Source organism: Anoxybacillus mongoliensis, assembly GCF_014201515.1.
Classification (GTDB): domain Bacteria; phylum Bacillota; class Bacilli; order Bacillales; family Anoxybacillaceae; genus Anoxybacillus; species Anoxybacillus mongoliensis.
The window spans coordinates 80,735-101,572 of record NZ_JACHEQ010000005.1; the positions used below are offsets into that span (position 1 = coordinate 80,735).

The window sequence follows — 20,838 nt, forward strand, 5'->3', positions numbered from 1 at the left end:
AGTAGCGCATGAATTTCGATGATTATCGGGGGATATGGATATACATTGAAGTGAAAGACGGGCAAGTCGCCCCTGTGTCGTTAGAATTATTGGGGGCAGGGCGTGCACTTGCGGATAAACGGAAAACTGAACTTGCCGGCGTTTTAATTGGTAGCGGTGTAAAAACAGTTGCACCAACGCTTTTTCAATACGGTGCGGATGTTGTATATGTATACGACGATCCGATTTTTGAACATTATCGAACAGAGCCATATATGCGTGCCTTATTAGATTGCTGTCATAAACATAAACCTGAAGTTATTTTATATGGTGCAACACCATCTGGAAAAGACTTAGCAAGCGCCATCGCCACCGATTTACCGACAGGATTAACAGCCGATACAACGATCCTCGATATTGAAGAAGACACCGGGTTGTTATTGGCGAGCCGTCCTGCATTTGGCGGAAACATTATGGCGACGATTTTATGTAAAAAGTATCGTCCACAAATGGCAACGGTGCGTCCCAAAGTGATGAAAGCGCTATCACCAGATCCGTCGCGCACAGGTCGCGTGGTCGAGGAGCATATTGAATTACACGAAGAAGAAATGCGAACGAAAGTATTAGAGATTGTCAGAGAAACGACAAAAAAAGTGCGTATTGACGAAGCGGATATTGTTGTTGCTGGCGGAAAAGGGATGGGCAGCAAAGAAGGATTTCAACTCATTCATCAACTAGCCGAAGTGCTTGGCGGTGCGGTTGGGGCGAGCCGTGATGTCGTCGAAGCAGGATGGATTGACCATCATCACCAAGTCGGACAAACGGGTGTGACGGTGACGCCAAAAATTTATTTTGCGATCGGCATTTCTGGCGCGATCCAGCACGTCGTCGGCATGCAAAATTCCGACCTCATTATCGCCATCAATAAAGACCCGAACGCACCGATTTTCCAATCATGCCATTACGGCATTGTCGGCGATGCGTTCGAAATCATTCCGCTATTAATCGAACGGTTCAAAGAAGAAATTCCGAAGGTAAAAGCAGCTGCCGATGTGAAGGAGGAGATTCGCCATGCCTGAAAAATTTGACTGTATCGTCGTTGGCGCAGGTCCAGCTGGAACGGCCTGTGCGTATGAACTAGCAAAAGCAGGGGTCAACGTGCTGCTTTTAGAGCGCGGTGAATATCCAGGGGCGAAAAACGTTATGGGCGGCGTATTGTACCGTAAAATGATGGAAGACATCATTCCGGAGTTTTATAAAGAAGCACCGCTAGAACGTCCAATCGTCGAGCAGCGGTTTATGATGATGGATAAAGAATCGGCTGTCACGTTTAGCTATAAAGGGTTAGAGTGGGGACGTGAGCCGTACAACAATTTTACCGTATTGCGTGCGAAATTTGACCAATGGTTTGCGGAAAAAGCAGTGGAACAAGGGGCGCTTCTCGTTTGTGAGACCGTAGCGGTCGAATGTATTGTCGAAAACGGGCGCGTCGTTGGCGTTCGGACGGATCGGCCAGATGGCGATATTTATGCCGATGTCGTCGTATTGGCTGATGGCGTCAACTCCCTTTTAGCAAAACAGCTCGGCTTCCATCGTGAATGGCGGCCAGATGAAGTCGCTTTGGCAACGATGGAAATTTTAAAACTAGATAAAAGCATTATTGAAGACCGCTTTAATCTCGAGCCAAACCAAGGCTGTACGATCGAGATTTTTGGCGATGCGACGAAAGGAATTGTTGGTACGGGCTTTTTATATACGAATAAAGACACGCTTAGCATTGGTGTCGGAACGCTTTTATCTGGATTAATTAAACATAAAATCAAGCCGTATGAGCTACTTGAGTATGTGAAAAATCATCCGATGATTCGTCCATACATTCAAGGGAGTGAACCTGTCGAATATTTAGCGCACTTGATCCCAGAAGGTGGTTATCATTCCATTCCGAAAGTGGCAGGCAACGGGGTGCTCGTCGTCGGCGATGCAGCGCAACTTGTCAATGCGATTCATCGCGAAGGATCGAATATGGCGATGACATCTGGCCGACTAGCAGCAGAAACCATTATCATGGCGAAAGAACAAAACGATTTTTCGGAAAGCATGCTTGACCAGTACCGGATGAAATTGATGGAAAGCTTTATCGGGCAAGATTTGAAAAAATATAAAGACGCGACGCATCATTTTGAGCGATTCCCGCAATATTTTGAGCAATATATCCCAATGATGAACCGTGCAGCAAGCCAAATGTTTACGGTCGACGGTTTATCGAAATGGGAAAAACAGAAAAAAATTTGGCGTGATCTCGGCTCGACGAAACAGAAGTTTAAGCTGGCGCGCGATATGATGAAAGCATGGAAGGTGATGAAATGATGAAGGCGCAAACGATTGAAGAGAAGCAATATTTAGTTCGCTTTAATGCGGATACGAAATCGCATCTTCACGTGCTTGATGACAACATTTGTTTAACGAAATGCCCCGATAAAATTTGTACGATTTTTTGTCCAGCAGCTGTTTATAAATGGGAAGATATTCGCATGCATGTTGGCTATGAAGGCTGTCATGAGTGCGGCAGCTGTCGTATCGGCTGCCCGCACGAAAACATTCGCTGGGAATACCCGCGCGGCGGCTACGGCATTGTCTTCCGTCTAGGGTGATCGCTATGTTTCACATCGGAGATTGCGTCGTCTATACGGATGGAACGAGAGGAATTGTGTTAGAAGTGACTGCCGATCGTTGCCACGTCTTATGGGAAGACTACTTCGTCAGCTGGGAGAAAAAAGAGCTGTTAACCGTTGATGAAGAATTAACAAAAAAGCAAACGATTCGTGTTTCTTCTCATGTGAGCCACCCTTTATCGTAGGGTGGTTTTCTGTGTATTTATATACAATTTATTCTAAAAAAGGGGTTGACATATATTATTATTATTATTATTATTAACCCGTGGTGTTAGTTGAGTGGAAGAGTTCAACTAGTACCACGAGTTTAATTAAATAGTCCTATTTTGCTAAAAAGGGGGTGGTTAGGTTGAAAAAGATTATTTTACTAATACTATCGTTGTCTCTAGTAATTTCCTTTTATGTTTCAAAGAATTTTTTTAAAACTGATAATTTCAAAACACATGCCAGTAGTGCTAATGATGGAGGGGAAAAATCAAACTATCTAAGGCTGATAGATAACTCACGAAGAAAATTAAATGATATGCAGTTACTGATGAGTAGCAAAAGACAAATCATTCCTTGGGGAGTAAATAGTGTAGGTACCAATAAGCTGCTGGTTAAGCAGGAGCCTGTCTCAAAAGTTAAAGTTGCAATTTTAGATAGTGGTATTAACAGAGAGCACGAGGATCTTAAAGGAAAAGTAGTGGAGGAGTTTAATGCAATCAATCCAGGTCAACCTCTGTATGATACATATGGTCACGGAACAGCTATTGCAGGTATTATAGCTGCTAGTGATAACGAGATTGGCATTCGAGGAGTTTCTCCTAACGTAGAAATATATTCAGTAAAAGTTCTAGATGATAAAGGACGTGGAAAGGTTAGAGATTTAGTAAGAGGCATCCAATGGTGTATCGATAACAGAGTACAGGTAATGAACATTAGTTTTGGGATGTCATCGGATAATTCGGAACTGCGGGAAGCAATTGAAACTGCTATTAACTCTGGCATAATCGTTGTAGCTGCTGCAGGAAATAATTATGGGGGAAAGACAGATTATCCTGCTAATTATAAAGATGTTATTTCTGTAACAGCAGTAAATAGTAATTATAAAATGGCCAGTTTTTCAGCACGGGGAAAGATTGATTTTTCTGCTCCAGGTGTAGATATTCTAACCACGTCCAATAATGGCGGCTATGGCATGTATAGCGGAACTTCCTTAGCAGCGGCCTATGTAACAGGAATTGTTGCTATTATTTTAGAGGAACCAGAGCAATTTGGAATATCTAAATATAAAAAGAATAAAAAATTCTCATCGGAGATGATAAATATTTTAAGAAGATATTCTGTAAAAATAGGAAATAAAACATATTATGGGAACGGATTCGTAAAATTATCATAAAAAGGTGGGATATGAATGTTTAAATTTAAACGAATTATATCTATTCTATTGACTTTACTTCTTCTTATTGGAATAATATCAGCAAATAGTAACGTATTAGCAGATGAGATAACAGACACCTCAACACAAACGGGTGTAGTAAATGAAGAAAATATTACAGTTGTACAAAATAACGAGAAAACATTAGAGATTCAGAGTGAAGTTTCAACTGATATTGACAACGTAATAGAAGAGACTAGTGATGGTGCAACAGATGTTACTAATGATGGGCATGCCATTGTCTCTCTGTCTATGGATAAAGATACGAGGGAATTTACAGTGAAATCTGTAGAAACAGATTCTGAAGGAAACCAAGTAGAGAAAGAATACAAGGTAGATGTACAACAGGCTACAGAACATGGAATAGTCGCCACTTTTACAGATATGAATACAGGTGAAAAATACGAAATAAATACAAATGAATTGCATGCATCTTTTGCATTCCTGATTCCAATCGCTGTAGTTGTAGGTGAAGCTCTATTAGAACATTTAATTGCCATGGGGCTTGCATTTGTGATGGCAGGGGTAACTTATACTTTAGCATCTGAGATAGCTCAAACATTACGAAATAAGAATTATGACCATTATGCAGCTTATCTGAAAACAAAGGAAGGAGTATATATTGGTAACCCTATCTCTTTGAGTGAAGCAATAAGCAGGTTGAACGGAAAAGATTTCGAAACTAATAATGTTTGGTCAAAATCAAGTGGATTAGCAAAAAAAGTAGCTAAGGAGGCTGGTGGTGGCAGAGAGCCAGTTTTTGACTCAATACATGGATCTTATCCTAAATTTTTACCTCATTTCCACAAATGGAATCGTTCCGGAGGTCATTCATTCTACTCATACTAAAAACGGGGGGATATAATGATTCTGTCATTTAATGATTTTGATGAACTTGAAGCTCATAAAAAATACAAACAATTGAACTTTCCTAAATTTAATCTAAACCAAATTGATAATATTCTAAAAAATAAATATAATGCTGAAGAAGTGGATGTTCAATTATTTACAGAACTACAAAATGATCCTTATTTTAATCCTTCTCATGTTACAAAATGTTATGCTATACACGATCCAGAAGTTTTAAAAAATTTGTTCAGTGAAGAAGAGAAAAAAGATCATTTAGAATTTATGAGATTGAATGGAGTGCTTAATAAGAAGATAGATCATTCAGTAGTTGAAGATCGATTACATGCTATTGGTCAAGGAAGTTTACTCTATATATTTTTTCAAAGCCCTGACGGAACATACCTAGGCTCGTTTCTCTCGACTCATGGACAATGTGAAAAGATATCTCATGAATTAATTGTGTTCAAAGGAATAGACCCTGAAAACTGTGTCATCGGAAATGTAGATTACAAACTATATCTTTTTTCCCTTGTCAAAGCAGGATATCTTGATATGTAACTGTAGTTGAGCAGTTTTCATAACAATAATTATTATGTGAAAAAGGCAAACAGGGTACCCCTATGCCACATGGAGCTGTTTTTTCACGGATGTCGTTGTGCCCGTCACTTGTCGAAGATTCAGTGAAGGCATTTAAGGTTGCTGCAAAAGCTGGCAATGGCAAACTACCTATACATGACGATCCGCATGAGTGTAAAGACGGATATCTTCCACATTGGCATATATATAATAGAAGTGGAGGACACTCATTCTATTAATAGGGGGAAAACCACTTGAAAAATAACTTATTTCAAAAATACCAACGATTAAATATGCCTCATAAGTTTTTAATAACTGAGGTAGACACGATATTAAAAAAGAAATATAAAGCAGTTGAAGTTCCTGTTACTGAGTTTATAGAGTTTAAAAAAGATCCTTTTGTTGATTATTCAACATTTGTGAAAAGCTACTTTATTCAAGATGAGGAAATTTTGAATAGTTTGTATAGTGAGAAAGAGAAAGCGGATATTGATAGAATGAGAAAGTGTATTCGAGAAATGACGGCGACTGGTGAACTTTTTCTGCCGCAACCGAGTGATGAAGATTATGATTTGCAAGTTAGATATATTAATTTTGCAGAAGGAAGACTAATAGCAGTTATTTTAGAAAGTGTAGATAAGCAATATGTCAGTGGTTTTCAAACGCAAGGTGCAAGATGTGAGAAATTATATCATGAACTAAAGGTGTTTAAAGGAATTAGCCCAACAGATTGTGTGGAGGGTAACCTTGTGTTGAATGAGTATTTGGAATCTCTAGTAAAAGCAGGTTATTTACATGAATAAAAAGTGGCACCTGAATCCGTGATGGGTTGACATCGACGTTGATTTTGTTGCTCGTTTTATGGATGTGTAAAATCCATCCCCCTCTTTTTTATGCTCAAAACAGATGTCATCTTCACCATCAGAAATGAAACAAATATCTTTTTTGGGTATGTAAACCAAAAAAACAAAAAAGGACAGAGAGTTAGGAGGAGTACAGACTTGCGAACAATCGTTTGTTATGCTCCTCCTCTCCATTTTCCTTCTATACAGATTGTAAAGGAAGGGAATTATGAAAGTATTTTTGAAAGAAGTTTTCTTATCGACTGCGTTGTTGTTCTTGTCGCTTTCACTATTAAGCTCATGGTTTTTTGCATTTTCTGTTTTCGTTGTTATTTATTTTGCTTGTTTGTGCGGTGACGGAGGTGTCGTCGCAACGCTTGTATCGATGCCATTTTACCCGTCGGTTGCTTCTGTCTTGATGTTGGAGCAGTTAGATACGATATCGGAAGAAGATTATTTGCGAAAGGTTAGCTTCATCATTTACACCATCCCATATGGGGTGGTTTTTTGTTTCTTTATATACAATTTATTCTAAAAAAGGGGTTGACGGATAATTTTTTTTTTTTTTATGATTATTTTACGAACTATACAAGTTGCCATTTTGCTTTACATCCTGTCGATCACTTGCCGTGTTGTATTTATAGTCGACTTGTATAGAGAGAACAGAGGAAACGAAAATCGGAAATTTTTATTGCAATTTCATTTGCAAAAAAGGGGGGAATTGTTGTTGTGTCTGTCACCTGTCGAAATGGTTTGTTGTCGGGAAAAACGTTCGATTGATACAGGCAGAGAATGTCCGCGGTTCTTCGTCTTTTTGTTGTAAAAGATGAAGTTTGATTAATAATTGAGGTAACAATCCTGTTACTCCAATGTTTGGGTGGTTGTGTGTGTCGTTACCTCAATCATACCGTAAACAACAAGAGTGACAAGCTTTTTTATCCAGAACAGCATAAAATCAACAAAAAATCAGGGGACGTCTTTAAAACTTTTGACAATACCAATATCAGAAGGGAAGTGTCCTTAATGAATATCTCACTAAAAAACACTGTGATCCTATTCATCATTTTACTTCCCATATTGATTTTATCACCACGGTCTATAAACGCGGAAAATGATATAGCTAATGATTCCGAATTAAAAAGAAATATAGAGTATAGAAAGAAAATGGGTTTAAATTATGATCCTGTTTATGTGAGTAATTTAATAACATCAAAGAAAGTAACACAGTCATACGAAAAACACGGAGTTTGGCTAACTGAGGACGAATTAGAGGAAATAGAAAATAGAATAAAATATCAAGAGGAAAAAATACCATTGATTTTAGAATATATTAGAAACAATATTAGTTCAAGTGATTTTGGGGGACTGTACGTCGATCAATCGAAAAAAGGTGTGGTAACAATTAGTTTTTCTAAAAATTTAAAACAAATGAATAAAGAGATAAATGACATTAGGAAAATTTTTAATAATGATTCAAAAATAAAATTTAAACAAGTACAAAGATCAGAAAAGCAGCTTGATGAAATACATTCGACAGTACTCTCGAAGAAGCGTGAATTAAAAGAACAAGGTATAAATGTTACTACTATATATTCTGATATTCAAAGGAATAAGGTTATTATCGGTATTTATCCATTTGACAGCACTGCTAGGGATTCACTTGTAAATATATTCGGTTCAGATATTGAAGTAATTGAATCTGATGGTGGTTACGAAGAGTCTAGAACTGCTTATACACGGCCATTAGAAGGTGGATTAAGGATTAGCAATATTGACACAGGTTGGGGGTGTACGGGCGGATTTTCAGCTTCTTATGGAAATTGGGTTTACTATGTCACAGCTGGTCATTGCGGAAGAAGTAGTGATAGATTTAGTCAAGGCGGTTCATACTTTGGATATGCCTACAGGCTCGTAAATAGTGGTGAACTGGATGCAATGCTGATTTCATTAGGTCAACTTTCCTATGCTAGCAATTATAATTATGGACAGCCTAACTTTACCAGTTGGCAAAGAGAATCATATGAATATGTAGGACAATACGTATGTATGAATGGTTCATATACTGGTAATGCATGTGGGGGTGTAAAAAGTACAAATTATTCAGCAAGAGAACACAATAATATGACTGCTGCTGATTATAATTCTACTAACGGTGACAGTGGTTCGCCTACATATTATGGTAGCCAGATTAGAGGTGTACATGAAGGCGTAGGCTCTAATGGGTGGAAAATGTATACTCATGTACAAAGTATAGTAGATTATTGGGGGTTATCTCCTAGAACGTGGTGAATGTTTTTGTGTATTATCTTTGTTAACATAGGGATAATTTAGAGAAATAACGTATTACCAAATAAAACGTTCATGAGTAATCTTTACTTCCCTTAGGAGCATTTTTAAAAGCCTCCTGCTCATAAAAAGGGAATAGAGAGAAGTTTAGTTTTGCGTTGTGTTGTCTTTTTCGATAAATGTAATCTTATAAAAAATTATTTTTCATACAAAGGAATGCAATTCGAATGATTAGAACTGTTGTTTTCGTCTTGGTTAGTTTACTCTTGACTGGTTGCACAGGAACAAAGTCTTTTGAAGGGACGCTTTATAGTATTGGAGAAAATTATTTTGTCGTGGACTGTTCCCATGAAGTAAAGAAAAGGAAAAATAACGTAGAGGATATAAGCTATCCTTGTACAGTCCGAATCACAAATCAAACAAAATTCAGTGATGAAGATGGCAACAAATTAAGTGTTGACGACTTTACGGCAGAAGTAACTGTGAAAGTCATTCTTGCCACTCCTCAGACTATGAGTCAAAGTAAAGAAAGCAGAGACATTGAGGCTAGGGAGATTATATTGCTTAATCGATAGAATCTGATCCTTCAAGTGAAAAAACTGCCCGTTCGGTCGCAGAAATTGATAGGCTTGTCGTTGTGCCTGTCACCTGTCGAAAGTTAACGATGTTTTATCTACTTATGACTTCAGAGTGTGAAAGAGGAAATAGCATGAAAAAAAGTTACATTGCTTTCTTCGCATTTCTTATGTGTCTTTTGTATATGAGTTGGTCTAAAGAGGGTTGGAAAGGCATTTTACTTCTTTTTTTAAAAGGTATTGTTATTTTTGTCGTTGTTTACGGTGTCGTATTTGTTATTGTATGGTTGATGATGAAGTTAGTTCGTTTTTTAAAAAGACTTCTGCAATAAATTATACGTTGGACGAAATATGTTTGAACGTTTCCGCCATCCTATACGGGGTGTTTTTTTGTTATACTTGTTTCATCGATACATAGAAAGGACAACGAAGATGGAACGAGGACATTTGTTATTAATTGACGGGATGGCGTTATTGTTTCGATCGTTTTATGCGACAGCACCACGTTGGATGATCAATAGCCGTGGCGTGCCGACGAACGCGGTATATGGGGTAGTGAAACAAATCGAAGCAGCAACAAATGCATTTCAGCCGCCGCATGTCATTTGTTGTTGGGACATGGGAAGCACGACGTTTCGCACCGAATGGTTTCCAGATTATAAGGCGAATCGAGGCGAGCCGCCGCATGAATTAATGCCGCAGTTTGATTTGGCGAAAGAAGCGGTTGGGATGCTAGGTATTCCGAATATCGGCGTACTTGGTGCCGAAGCGGACGATTGCATCGGCTCGCTTGTAAAGCAATATCGTGATGAGATGGGCATTTCGATTGTAACCGGAGACCGCGATTTGTTTCAGCTTCTTTCAGAGCGTGTCACTGTCTATTTGTTGGCAAAAGGCATCGGCAACTACGAGGCGTATACGCTTGAACGCTTTATTGAAGAAAAAGGAATTCAACCACAGCAGCTCGTCGATGTGAAAGCGCTCATGGGCGATGCAGGCGACAATTACCCAGGCGTGCGCGGCATCGGCGAAAAACAAGCGTTTAAACTCATTCAACAATACGGCTCGATTGAAGGAATTTTGGCAAACTTAGCGAACTTAACGAAAGCCCAGCAACAAAAAATAACCGAACATCTCGACTTGCTTCATTTATCACGAAAACTGGCGGCCATTCATTGCGATATTCCAATTTCTTTGCGATTGGAAGAAGCAAAATGGGATGGCGAGCGCAAGCGGTTTGCGGAAGTATTAGAAGCGATTATGTAGTAAACAGCTTGTGAGAGGAAGGAGTTATTAAACATATTTTAACCAGCCCCATATAGAGGCTGGTTTTTATGTCCGCACTTGCCCATTTCCATACACGAGCGTTTTTGTTGTCGTGATGGCGCGCAAACCCATTGGACCACGAGCGTGCAGTTTTTGCGTGCTAATGCCGATTTCCGCACCGTATCCAAACTGCTCGCCGTCGGTGAAGCGAGTGGAGGCGTTATGGTACAATACAGCGGCATCGACGCGCGCGAAAAACTGCTCTACATGTTCCTTGCATTCGGAAATAATCGCTTCCGAATGTTTTGTGCCGTAGCGCTCAATATGTTCAATCGCTTCGTCCACCGTTTCGACGAGTTTCACCGCTAAAATTGGGGCTAAAAATTCGGTCGCCCAATCTTCTTCTGTCGCTTCATGAACGAACGGATATGTAGCCGCAAGCTGGTTGTCGCCGCGCAGTTCGACCCCTTTTCCGTGCAACGTTTCAAGCAATTCTTTTGTATATGGCCACTTTTCGTGAATCAATACTGTTTCGACCGCGTTGCATACGGACGGGCGTTGCAGTTTGGCGTTTATGACAATATCGATCGCCATTTCTTTTTCAGCAGAGTCATCAATAAAAATATGGCAATTGCCGACGCCTGTTTCTAATATCGGGATCGTCGCGTTTTCGACGACCGATTGAATAAGACCAGCGCCACCGCGCGGGATAAGAACGTCCAAATATTCTTTTAAACGAAACATATGTTGTGTTGTTTCGCGGCTCGTATCTTCTAGCAGTTGAATCGCATCAACTGGAACAGACGACTGTTTTAACGCTTCTTGCATGACGGAAACGAGCGCCTTATTCGAGTGAATGGCGGAGGAACTGCCGCGCAACAAGACAGCATTTCCTGTTTTTAAGCAAAGAGTAGCTGCATCGACTGTCACATTTGGCCGCGCTTCGTACACCATGCCGACAACACCAAGCGGTACGCGAATTTGTTTTAATAGGAGCCCGTTTGGTCGCGTCCATTGTTCGATCGTTTCGCCGATTGGATCTGGTAGGTGAATAACTTGGCGAACGCCATCGGCGATTTGATGGATGCGTTCTTCGGTAAGTTGCAGCCGATCAAGCAAGGAAGGGGAGAGCCCGTTTTCTTTTCCAATCGCCATATCTTTTTCATTTTCGTGTAAAAGATATGGCATTTGCGCAATCAACGCTTCTGCGATCATAGAAAGCGCCTCGTTTTTTTCTTCCGTCGATAAAATCGCTAAATGTTTTGCAGCATGTTTTAACTTTTTTGCTTTTGTTAGTAATTCGCTCATCCGTTCTCGCTCCTTTCGTTTTTAGCGGACAGACGTCCTTTTTAAGCAAACTAAATGATCGCGATGAATAACTTCTGGGCGGTGGTGGAAAGAATACTGTTTTGCGTGTTCACTTGTCATTCCTTTTACTTTTTGTAAGTCGTCTGCTGCATAATATACTTGCCCTCTAGCGATTACATCGCCTTTTTGATTGACGACGTTGACGACATCGAGCGCTTGAAACGAACCGAATACATTCGTTACCCCAGCAGGTAACAAACTTTTTCCTTTATGCAAAAGCGCGTTTTCTGCTCCTTCATCAATTTCAATCGCGCCTGCGACTTCGGAATGGTACGCAATCCATTGTTTGCGCATTTGCATATGTTCTTGAAAAGGAGAGCCGATATACGTCCCGTCGCCTTTTCCTTCTAAAATATGTTTGAGCTTTTCTTTTCCCGTCCCTGTGCCGATAAAAACGCTGACGCCGAAAGAGAGTGCCTTTTGGGCGGCAAGTAGCTTTGATTTCATGCCTCCTGTTCCAACCGTTGATCCGCTTCCGCCTGCTTGTTCTATCAGTTCGTCAGTAATTTCAGAGAGAAAATGATATTTTTTCGCTTCCGGGTGGCTCGGGTGTTGGTCATATAGCCCGTTAATGTCCGTTAAAATGATCAAGGCATCGGCATGCAAAAATCCGCTCACCAAGGCGGATAACAAATCGTTATCGCCAAACGTCAACTCTTCAACAGAAACGGAGTCGTTTTCATTAATAATCGGGAGCACGCCGCGTTCTAACAATGTAGAAATTGTCGTAAACAAATTGCGAAATCGGTCGCGATCGTAAAAATCTGCGCGTGTTAACAACAATTGCCCGGTAACGATATGAAACGAACGAAAGGCAGAAATGTAGTTTTGCATGAGCATTCCTTGCCCAACAGCTGCGGCTGCTTGCTTTCCCGCGATTGTTTTCGGACGTGAACGATATCCAAGCAATCCAAACCCAGCCGCGACCGCTCCGGAAGAAATGAGAATGACATCGTGCCCAAGCTGTTTCATATACGCAAGTGCTTCGACATGTTCACATAGTTTTTGTTCCGAAAGCGTTCCGTTTTTTTCAGTTAATGAGCTACTGCCAATTTTGACGACGATTCGCTTTTTTTTCACCATTTCACTCCTTTACTGCAAAATAAAAAACGCTTCCCCGCCCTTGTAGAAAAGGACGGAAAAACGTTATTTCCGCGGTACCACCTTTTTTGACGCAATGCGCCCACCTCTTACCCTGTAACGTAGGGAAACGGCTTATGTTTGCATAAGCGGCCGTATAGGGTAGGTTCAACCGACTTTCCGTGAGGAACCTTCCAGCCTATGAGTTCCACTCTCTTGCACGTTCCATCGATTTACTCGTCCCGTACCTCGTTCCATATATACCTTTTTTCAGAATTATGAAACAAAAAAACAAAGATGTCAACGGATTTTACGACTGTTTGGACAAAAGGCGGAGTTTACGCTCATGTTGAAGTGTTTTAGAAGAAAGCAAATCGACAGTTTCTTGCGTGTCGGTTAGTTCATCGCGTAGTTGATCAACTTTTTCGTTTAGCTGCTCAAACTGCTTGTCCATTTCTTGTTTAAGGGCATCCATTTTCGCTTCCAATTTACTTTCTACGTCACAGATTTCTGCTCGAAGCTGTTGTCCCATTTCTTGCATTTCTGCTCGAAGCTGTTGTCCCATTTCTTGCATTTCTGTTCGAAGTTGGTTGCCCATTTCTTGCATTTCTGTTCGAAGTTGGTTGCCCATTTCTTGCATTTCTGTTCGAAGCTGTTGCCCCATTTCTTGCATTTCCGTGCGGAGTTGGTTGCCCATTTCTTGCATTTCCGAGCGGAGTTGGTTGCCCATTTCTTGCATTTCTGCTCGAAGCTGTTGTCCCATTTCTTGCATTTCTGTTCGAAGTTGGTTGCCCATTTCTTGCATTTCCGAACGGAGTTGATTGCTCATTTCCTTTATTTCGTGATGAATATTGTTCGAGAATAGCTCGAGCGCTTTCACAATTTCTTTTACAAGTGTTTCTTTCTCCACTTCGATTCACCTCCCCTCTACTGGTCATTATAAATGAGTGACAGACAAGAAAGAAATATGTTTCTCATCATTTTTTGAACATAAAAAAGTAAATGTATGAAACTTTTACCTGTATTTATACGTTATAATGGAATAAAAGAGAAAGGGGTGGAAAACATGGGATTAGTGTTACAACATGTAACAAAACAGTTTGGTTCGTTTACAGCAGTAGATGATGTGACATTATCTATTTCAGAACAGGGTATGTTTGGATTTCTCGGGGCGAATGGAGCGGGAAAAACGACGACGTTTCGAATGATTTTAGGGTTGCTTGAACCGACGAAAGGTGAGATCACGTGGAAGGGTGAACGCATTACATATAAGCATAGTCATCTCATCGGGTATTTACCAGAAGAAAGAGGATTGTATCCAAAACTTAAAGTAAAAGAACAGCTCATTTATTTAGGGAGATTGCGAGGATTACATAAAGAAGAGATTGTAAAAGAAATGCGCTATTGGCTCGAGCGTTTTAAAATACCACAATATGAAAATCAAAAAGTAGAGCAATTATCAAAGGGAAACCAACAAAAAATTCAATTTATCGCCGCGGTGTTACATCATCCGCAATTGCTTATTTTAGACGAACCGTTTAGCGGATTAGATCCGGTAAATGTCGAAATGTTGAAAGAGGCAGTCATTGATTTGCAACGAAAAGGAACGACGATTGTTTTTTCAAGTCATCGAATGGAACATGTCGAGCAACTATGTGAACATATATGTATTATGCATAAAGGGAAACCAATTGTTCATGGATCGATCAAAGAACTCAAGCGATCTTTTGGCAAGAAAAATGTTATTATTCACGGGGAACTTCCGTTTGAAACGTTAACAGACATTCCCGGCGTATTAAAAGTCGAGAAGATGGTTGAAGGAGTTCGCTTACAAGTAGCAGATGAAAGTGTATCACAACGCATCCTTGCACATATTTATGCAAAAGGGTTTATTCGTACGTTTTCACTAGAAGAACCATCGCTGAATGACATTTTCATTGAGAAAGTAGGTGCAACGTATGAACAATAAGTTTTGGATCGTTTTTCTTCATACGTATGTAACGAAATTAAAATCAAAGTCCTTTTTCATTTCAACGATCATTACCGCTTTTATTGTATTTGGTATTAGTCAGTTAGATCGCATTATAGAAGCATTTAGTGATGGCGGTGAAAAGACAATTGGTGTTATTGATGAAACGAACGGATGGTATGAATCATTGCAAGCGCAATTACAATCGAATAAAGAAATAAAACTTGTTCGTCATAATAAAAGTGAAGAACAGGCGAAAAAACTTGTCCAAACAGAACAGTGGTATGCGTATATCGTGCTTCATATACAACACGGGAAACCGAAAGTGACATATTATGCGAAAAATATTGCAGATAGCGATGTCACCCATGAGATTGAGCAAGCATTGCAACACGTTAAAATCGCAATGATGGCAAAACAAATTGGATTAACGTATGATCAAATTAATGCGTTATATGCGCCAATCGCTATGGAGAAAGTAGCGCTTGAGGAACATGCAAAAACAGAAGAACAATTAAATCAGGCAAGAGCGATCGTATATGTGCTATTGTTTGCGATGTATATGTTCGTTTTAATGTATGGAAGTATGATTATGATGGAAGTGGCAACAGAAAAATCATCACGCATTATGGAAATTTTAATTTCAAGTATCTCACCTATTCAACAATTGTTCGGAAAAATTTTAGGAATTGCTTTGTTAAGTTTAACGCAGTTTGTCATTATTTTTTCAGTTGGTTATGCATCGATGAAAAATAGTGATATGTTACGTCAGTTGCTAGGCATGAACGAACTACCACTTTCTTTGATGATATATGGCATTGTCTTTTTCTTGCTCGGTTATTTGTTGTATGCGATGTTATTTGCAGTGCTCGGTTCGATCGTTAGCCGAGTAGAGGAAGTACAACAAATGGCTGGACCTGTCACGATGCTTGTTGTTGCGGCATTTATTATGGCGATGTTTGGTTTGAATGCACCAGAATCTTCGTTTATTACAGCCATGTCGTTTGTTCCGTTTTTTGCTCCAATGATCATGTTTTTAAGAATTGGAATGTTACACGTTCCGACTTGGGAAATTGCTTTTAGCATCGTTTTACTCGTCGGAACAATTGCCTTTTTATTTGTGTTTGGGTCAAAAATATATCGTGGTGGCGTGCTTATGTATAATCAAGCATCTTCATGGAAAGATCTCAAGCGGGCATGGCAATTAACGAAAAAATAAAAAGCCGAGCGAAATGCTCGGTTTTTTACATCGGTTTTGTCGGTGTCGGTTTGGCATAGCCTTCTTTATATGTTTCATCGATAAGTCGGCGAATATCTTTCACAGACATACCTTTTTCATATTGCTCAATCGAAATAGCTGCAATTTCTAAACAAACTCCACATTTTGTCGCATGATCGTCCCAAACGACTGCCCCATCGTTTTTATTTTCATATACAAAACAATCATAATTGTTTTCGTGACCGACTGACTCTCCACATCCACAATAACAAGGAATGTTTTCTAGCAACTCTTGATGTGACGCAGCCTGTTCGTATAAGTGTGCCATAGATTCGTTATGTTTGGCTAAAAAAGAAGGCAAACGATGAATGGAAGCTGTTTCTTCGCGTATATCGCTTGTTTGATGTTCCTGAGCATGATCATTTTCTTTTTGCGCACATCCACTAAACAATAAACTGGCAGAGAGCATCGTGCTAAATATCCATCGTTTTTTCATCTCAACCATCCTTTTTCCTGAAATGATAGAGGGTTCCGACTTTTTTCACTATTTCTTTTATCCTTTTACTATTATAATAAAAACAATAGTAAATGATAAGGAAAAAGGCGGGAAAAGGATGGAGTACATTGAAGTAAAAGGACAAACGGTAGAAGAGGCTATTGAAGATGGTCTAAAACAGCTTCAAGCGACGCGCGAAGAAGTAGTCATTGAAATCATACAACAAGAGCGTAAAAAGTTGTTCGGTATCGTTTCACAACCGGCCGTTGTCCGACTAACGAAGAAGCAACAAACAAAACAAGTTGTTCAACAGAAAGAAGGAAAAGTATGGATTAAAGATGGTACGTTGCATTATGAATGTTTGGATGTCAGCCCAACGATTGTGGCTGGTGAGGGTGTTATTTGTTTACATAATGGAGAAGTCATCGAAGGGACAATCACGTTACAAGAAGGAGACGACGTTCGCATTTACCCAAAAGAAGAAAGTATTGCGCAATCAGTCTGGAAAATTGACATAGATGCTAGAAAGTTAGAGGCGATATTGACGTTTGCTCCCGGAATACGACGTCGATATATATTGGAGGATCACCTACCAACCAATAAATTGCATATAAAAGCAAAAATAGAAAATGAACTCATTTATGATGTGACATATGAGCAAGTGATGGCGAAACTGCAAGAGTTAGGAATTGTTTATGGAATAAATGAAGAAGCAATTCGTCAAGCATTGCAGTCAGAGAAAAAAATAACGGCTGTGATCGCAAAAGGAATTGAGCCAATGGAAGGAAAAGACGGATGGGTAGAAGTGAAAGTAGGTGAGGGAAAAAGAACACCGAAAGCCCGTGAAGACGGAACCGTTGATTACCGTGAAATGGAAACGATTGCGACGGTCGGTGAGGGAGATTTAATCGCGCTCGTTCATCCTCCGCAGCCAGGAAAGCCGGGGTTAACAGTGACGAATGAAGTCATTCCTGTTCGTGAAGTGCATCCGATCATGATTAAACTCGGTAAAGGGGTAACGATGGATGACAATCGCATTTTAGCAACGACAGGCGGAAGACCACAAATTGCTAAAAAAGGAAAAACAGTTGTTGTTTCTATTATTCCGAAGCTCGTTCATCAAGGGGATGTCGATTTATCGGTAGGAAACATTCGTTTTAAAGGGGATGTTGAAATTATGGGCAATGTTCAAGACGAGATGGTCGTTGAAGCGCTCGGTAGCATTATGATTTTACAAAATGTCAATCGTGCAAAAATTCGTGCGCAACAATCTATTTTTATTCAACAAAACGTCATTAGCGGTACAGTCACATCAGGGGAAAATAAAATGCTCGTTACACAGCTTATTGGTTTATTACAACAAATTCGCCACTCGCTTGAACGAATGATTGTCGCCATTCAACAACTAATGGTCATGTCAAAAATTCGCGAACAAGATATTTATCCGCTGACAAAGAGATTGCTCGAAAGCAAGTTTCAAACGATGATGGAAGCGATGAAACAGTATAAAACGATGTGCGAACAAAAGCGTGAACAAATTGGTGAACAGTGGTTCGACATTGGTTCGCAGTTGAATGACTGTTTGCTTGCAGATCGTCCAAATCAATTTCACTGTTTAGAGGGCATGGCAAATTTGCTTCGTGAACTTAATACATTTATCGGACAATATGATCGCGAAGAAAATGATGCGATTGAACTTTCGTATGCTTTAAATAGCGTCATTCACGGAAGTGGTGATGTGATTATAACAGGGAAGGGATGTTATAATTGCAATATTTACGCAGGAGGGGCGTTGACTGTTCATGGAGTATTACGTGGCGGTGAAGCGTACGCACAAAAAGGAATGAAAGTGAAAGAAGTCGGATCTTCACTCGGTATTAAGACCGTGCTAGCTGTCCCAAAAGGGGAGACGATTTATATTGAACATGCGTGGGAAGGAACAGTTGTTCAATTTGGCAAAAAAGCGTATACGTTTTATGAAGAAAAAAAATATGTTGAGATGAAATGGGACGACGAACGTCAAGAAATTGTATTTGGATAAAAAAGACGCTGGCCAACAAAGCCAATGCGTCTTTTTATATATTTTTTCAGATGATCATATAGTATAATGTAAATGTTCTTAATTTTCTTTCTTTTTAGAAAAAGGGGGGGTAGAAAATGAAAGCGGTTACGGATGGGGATATTTTATGGACACCAACGAAAGAACAAATCGAACAATCAAGTGTGAAAAAGTATATGGATTGGCTACAAGCGAAAAAAGGGCTTGCATTTGATTCGCATGCGGCGCTATGGAAATGGTCGGTTGAGAAACTTGAACAATTTTGGGAAACGGTGTGGGAATATTGTGATGTTCGGTCGTCTGCGCCGTATACGTGTGTGTTAGAAGAGCGGAAAATGCCGCGGGCAAACTGGTTTCCAGGGGCACGGTTAAATTATGCGGAACATATTTTTCGTAACATACAGGAAAAACCAGCGCTTTTATTTCGTTCCGAACGCGTTTCGCTACGTGAAGTAACGTGGGAAGAGCTAAAACAACAAACAGCGTCAGTCGCCTCAGTACTGAAAAAACTTGGCGTCAAACAAGGCGATCGCGTCATCGCTTATATGCCGAATATTCCAGAAACCGTCGTTGCGTTTTTGGCGTGCGCAAGCATTGGCGCGATTTGGTCAAGCTGCTCGCCTGATTTTGGTGCCAATAGCGTCATCGACCGATTTCAACAAATTGAGCCGACGATTTTGTTTGCGGTGGACGGTTGTCAATATAACGGAAAAACGTTTGATAAACTTCCTGTTGTCAAAGAGTTGCAAGAAAAACTTCCGTCGTTAAAAAAGACGATCGTTGTTCCGTATTTGCGTGACGATATAAGCGCGTGGGACGATTCTGTTTTATTATGGACGGACATATTGCAAGAAGAAGGCGAGCTTGTGTATGAGCAGGTACCGTTTGCTCACCCGCTTTGGATTTTATATTCTTCTGGGACGACCGGACTGCCAAAGCCAATCGTGCAAGGGCACGGGGGCATTTTACTAGAACATTTAAAAATTTTATCGATTGAATGCAATATTGCGCGTGATAGCACATTTTTCTGGTTTACAACGACTGGTTGGATGATGTGGAACTTTTTAATTGGTGGGCTGTTAGTTGGAGCAACAGTTGTATTATATGACGGGAGCCCAACGTTTCCAGATGTAAACGTTTTATGGGAGCTTGCTGAAAAGGCAAAAATTACGCATTTTGGCACAAGCGCAGCGTTTATTAACGTTTGCATGAAGCAAGGCATTCAACCGAAAGAGACTTACGATTTTTCGCCATTGCAAGCGGTTTTGTCGACAGGATCGCCGCTGACGACCGAAGGGTTTCTTTGGGTGTATGAACATGTGAAAGATGTTTGGCTTGTCTCATGTAGTGGTGGAACAGATGTATGCACCGCGTTTGTCGGTGGGTCTCCGATACTGCCGGTTCGTGCAGGCATGCTGCAATGCCGTTCGCTTGGGGCGAATGTGCAAGCGTTTGATGAACATGGACGTTCGCTGATCAACGAAGTCGGGGAACTAGTCATCACGGAGCCAATGCCGTCGATGCCACTCTTTTTCTGGAACGACGAAAACGACCGCCGCTATCTCGAAAGCTATTTTGATACGTACCCAGGCGTATGGAAACATGGGGATTGGATTAAAATTGACGACGAAGGAAGCTGCGTCATTTATGGCCGTTCCGATTCGACGATTAACCGTGCGGGTGTGCGAATGGGCACGAGCGAAATTTATCGTGCGGTTGAAACGGTTGATGGCATTCTCGACAGCTTAGTTATCGACTTAGAAGTGATGGGGCGGAAATCGTTTATGCCGTTGTTTGTCGTCCTTCAGCCAGGAGCAGAGCTAGATGATACATTAAAACAACGAGTGAAAGAAGCCATTAAAGCGCATGTATCGCCGCGCTTTATTCCGGATGCGATTTACCAAGTCGATCAAATTCCAAAAACGTTAAACGGAAAGAAAATGGAAATCCCGATTCGCAAAATTTTATTAGGTTTCCCGCTCGAAAAAGCGGTGAACGTTGGCTCAATGGCAAACCCTGAATCACTTTCTTTCTTTATCGAACTCGCCAAACAATGGGAACATTCGAACGTATAAGCAAGGCTGTTGCCGTTTGGTAACAGCCTTAAAGGCGTGCGCCTCTTTTTTGATTGACTTTTACGTAAACGTAAACTAAAATAAAATTCAGAAAATTAAAAATAAAG

General features: G+C 40.3%; 21 protein-coding genes. 17 read left to right on the plus strand and 4 right to left on the minus strand.

Annotation, left to right across the window (positions count from 1 at the left end; genetic code table 11):
* Positions 1–8 precede the first annotated feature (8 nt).
* From HNR43_RS06295 to HNR43_RS06355, 13 genes are all read left to right on the plus strand, one after another.
* Complete coding sequence (locus HNR43_RS06295; protein WP_006319750.1) at positions 9–1,058, plus strand: electron transfer flavoprotein subunit alpha/FixB family protein; 1,050 nt, start codon at positions 9–11, stop codon at positions 1,056–1,058.
* Positions 1,051–2,346, plus strand: coding sequence for an FAD-dependent oxidoreductase (locus HNR43_RS06300; RefSeq protein ID WP_183242258.1), 1,296 nt, complete (start codon positions 1,051–1,053; stop codon positions 2,344–2,346). The genes HNR43_RS06295 and HNR43_RS06300 overlap by 8 nt, the downstream gene beginning before the upstream one ends.
* Entirely contained in the window at positions 2,328–2,630 is a 303-nt protein-coding gene (locus HNR43_RS06305; protein ID WP_183242260.1) for a ferredoxin family protein, read from the plus strand. The genes HNR43_RS06300 and HNR43_RS06305 overlap by 19 nt, the downstream gene beginning before the upstream one ends.
* Positions 2,631–2,635: 5 nt before the next feature.
* Positions 2,636–2,836, plus strand: a complete 201-nt coding sequence (locus HNR43_RS06310) for a hypothetical protein (RefSeq protein ID WP_183242262.1) — start codon at positions 2,636–2,638, stop codon at positions 2,834–2,836.
* Between the two features lie 164 nt (positions 2,837–3,000).
* Positions 3,001–4,032 carry a S8 family peptidase gene (locus HNR43_RS06315; protein ID WP_246346264.1) on the plus strand — a complete coding sequence of 344 codons (1,032 nt, stop codon included), beginning with the start codon at positions 3,001–3,003 and terminating at the stop codon, positions 4,030–4,032.
* Between the two features lie 15 nt (positions 4,033–4,047).
* Positions 4,048–4,920 carry an SAR2788 family putative toxin gene (locus HNR43_RS06320; RefSeq protein ID WP_183242264.1) on the plus strand — a complete coding sequence of 291 codons (873 nt, stop codon included), beginning with the start codon at positions 4,048–4,050 and terminating at the stop codon, positions 4,918–4,920.
* 15 nt (positions 4,921–4,935) lie between these two features.
* Positions 4,936–5,478 (plus strand): hypothetical protein, encoded by a 543-nt coding sequence (locus tag HNR43_RS06325; RefSeq protein WP_183242266.1) that lies wholly within the window; start codon positions 4,936–4,938, stop codon positions 5,476–5,478.
* Positions 5,479–5,750: 272 nt separating this feature from the next.
* Positions 5,751–6,299 carry a hypothetical protein gene (locus HNR43_RS06330; protein WP_183242268.1) on the plus strand — a complete coding sequence of 183 codons (549 nt, stop codon included), beginning with the start codon at positions 5,751–5,753 and terminating at the stop codon, positions 6,297–6,299.
* Positions 6,300–6,567: 268 nt separating this feature from the next.
* Complete coding sequence (locus tag HNR43_RS06335) at positions 6,568–6,873, plus strand: hypothetical protein (RefSeq protein ID WP_246346265.1); 306 nt, start codon at positions 6,568–6,570, stop codon at positions 6,871–6,873.
* Positions 6,874–7,361: 488 nt separating this feature from the next.
* On the plus strand, positions 7,362–8,627 hold the full coding sequence (locus HNR43_RS06340) for a hypothetical protein (protein ID WP_183242270.1): 1,266 nt from the start codon (positions 7,362–7,364) through the stop codon (positions 8,625–8,627).
* Positions 8,628–8,851: 224 nt separating this feature from the next.
* Positions 8,852–9,199: a hypothetical protein gene (locus HNR43_RS06345; RefSeq protein ID WP_183242272.1), complete on the plus strand. Its 348-nt coding sequence runs from the start codon at positions 8,852–8,854 to the stop codon at positions 9,197–9,199.
* Between the two features lie 134 nt (positions 9,200–9,333).
* Entirely contained in the window at positions 9,334–9,531 is a 198-nt protein-coding gene (locus HNR43_RS06350; protein ID WP_183242274.1) for a hypothetical protein, read from the plus strand.
* A 100-nt stretch (positions 9,532–9,631) separates the two neighbouring features.
* Complete coding sequence (locus HNR43_RS06355; RefSeq protein ID WP_183242276.1) at positions 9,632–10,465, plus strand: 5'-3' exonuclease; 834 nt, start codon at positions 9,632–9,634, stop codon at positions 10,463–10,465.
* 66 nt (positions 10,466–10,531) lie between these two features.
* Here the strand turns inward: HNR43_RS06355 and HNR43_RS06360 are convergent, their stop codons facing one another.
* The 3 genes from HNR43_RS06360 to HNR43_RS06370 all read right to left on the minus strand — a co-directional run bounded on the left by HNR43_RS06360 (position 10,532) and on the right by HNR43_RS06370 (position 13,823).
* The gene (locus tag HNR43_RS06360; RefSeq protein ID WP_183242278.1) at positions 10,532–11,773 is read right to left on the minus strand and encodes a glutamate-5-semialdehyde dehydrogenase; all 1,242 of its coding nucleotides are present in this window, start codon (positions 11,771–11,773) and stop codon (positions 10,532–10,534) included.
* Positions 11,774–11,794: 21 nt separating this feature from the next.
* Positions 11,795–12,913: a glutamate 5-kinase gene (proB, locus tag HNR43_RS06365; RefSeq protein ID WP_183242280.1), complete on the minus strand. Its 1,119-nt coding sequence runs from the start codon at positions 12,911–12,913 to the stop codon at positions 11,795–11,797.
* A 310-nt stretch (positions 12,914–13,223) separates the two neighbouring features.
* Entirely contained in the window at positions 13,224–13,823 is a 600-nt protein-coding gene (locus HNR43_RS06370) for an apolipoprotein A1/A4/E family protein (protein ID WP_183242282.1), read from the minus strand.
* A 156-nt stretch (positions 13,824–13,979) separates the two neighbouring features.
* Here HNR43_RS06370 and HNR43_RS06375 point away from each other — a divergent pair, with 156 nt between their 5' ends.
* Together HNR43_RS06375 and HNR43_RS06380 are read left to right on the plus strand one after the other, a co-directional pair.
* Positions 13,980–14,882: an ABC transporter ATP-binding protein gene (locus tag HNR43_RS06375; protein ID WP_183242284.1), complete on the plus strand. Its 903-nt coding sequence runs from the start codon at positions 13,980–13,982 to the stop codon at positions 14,880–14,882.
* Positions 14,872–16,101, plus strand: a complete 1,230-nt coding sequence (locus HNR43_RS06380) for an ABC transporter permease (RefSeq protein ID WP_183242285.1) — start codon at positions 14,872–14,874, stop codon at positions 16,099–16,101. The genes HNR43_RS06375 and HNR43_RS06380 overlap by 11 nt, the downstream gene beginning before the upstream one ends.
* Positions 16,102–16,126: 25 nt before the next feature.
* Here HNR43_RS06380 and HNR43_RS06385 read toward each other — a convergent pair whose 3' ends face one another.
* Entirely contained in the window at positions 16,127–16,597 is a 471-nt protein-coding gene (locus HNR43_RS06385; protein ID WP_183242287.1) for a PCYCGC motif-containing (lipo)protein, read from the minus strand.
* A gap of 118 nt (positions 16,598–16,715) precedes the next feature.
* Between HNR43_RS06385 and HNR43_RS06390 the strand changes: the two genes are divergently transcribed.
* The gene (locus HNR43_RS06390; protein ID WP_183242289.1) at positions 16,716–18,638 is read left to right on the plus strand and encodes a FapA family protein; all 1,923 of its coding nucleotides are present in this window, start codon (positions 16,716–16,718) and stop codon (positions 18,636–18,638) included.
* 116 nt (positions 18,639–18,754) lie between these two features.
* On the plus strand, positions 18,755–20,731 hold the full coding sequence (locus HNR43_RS06395; RefSeq protein WP_183242291.1) for an acetoacetate--CoA ligase: 1,977 nt from the start codon (positions 18,755–18,757) through the stop codon (positions 20,729–20,731).
* Positions 20,732–20,838: the final 107 nt, after the last annotated feature.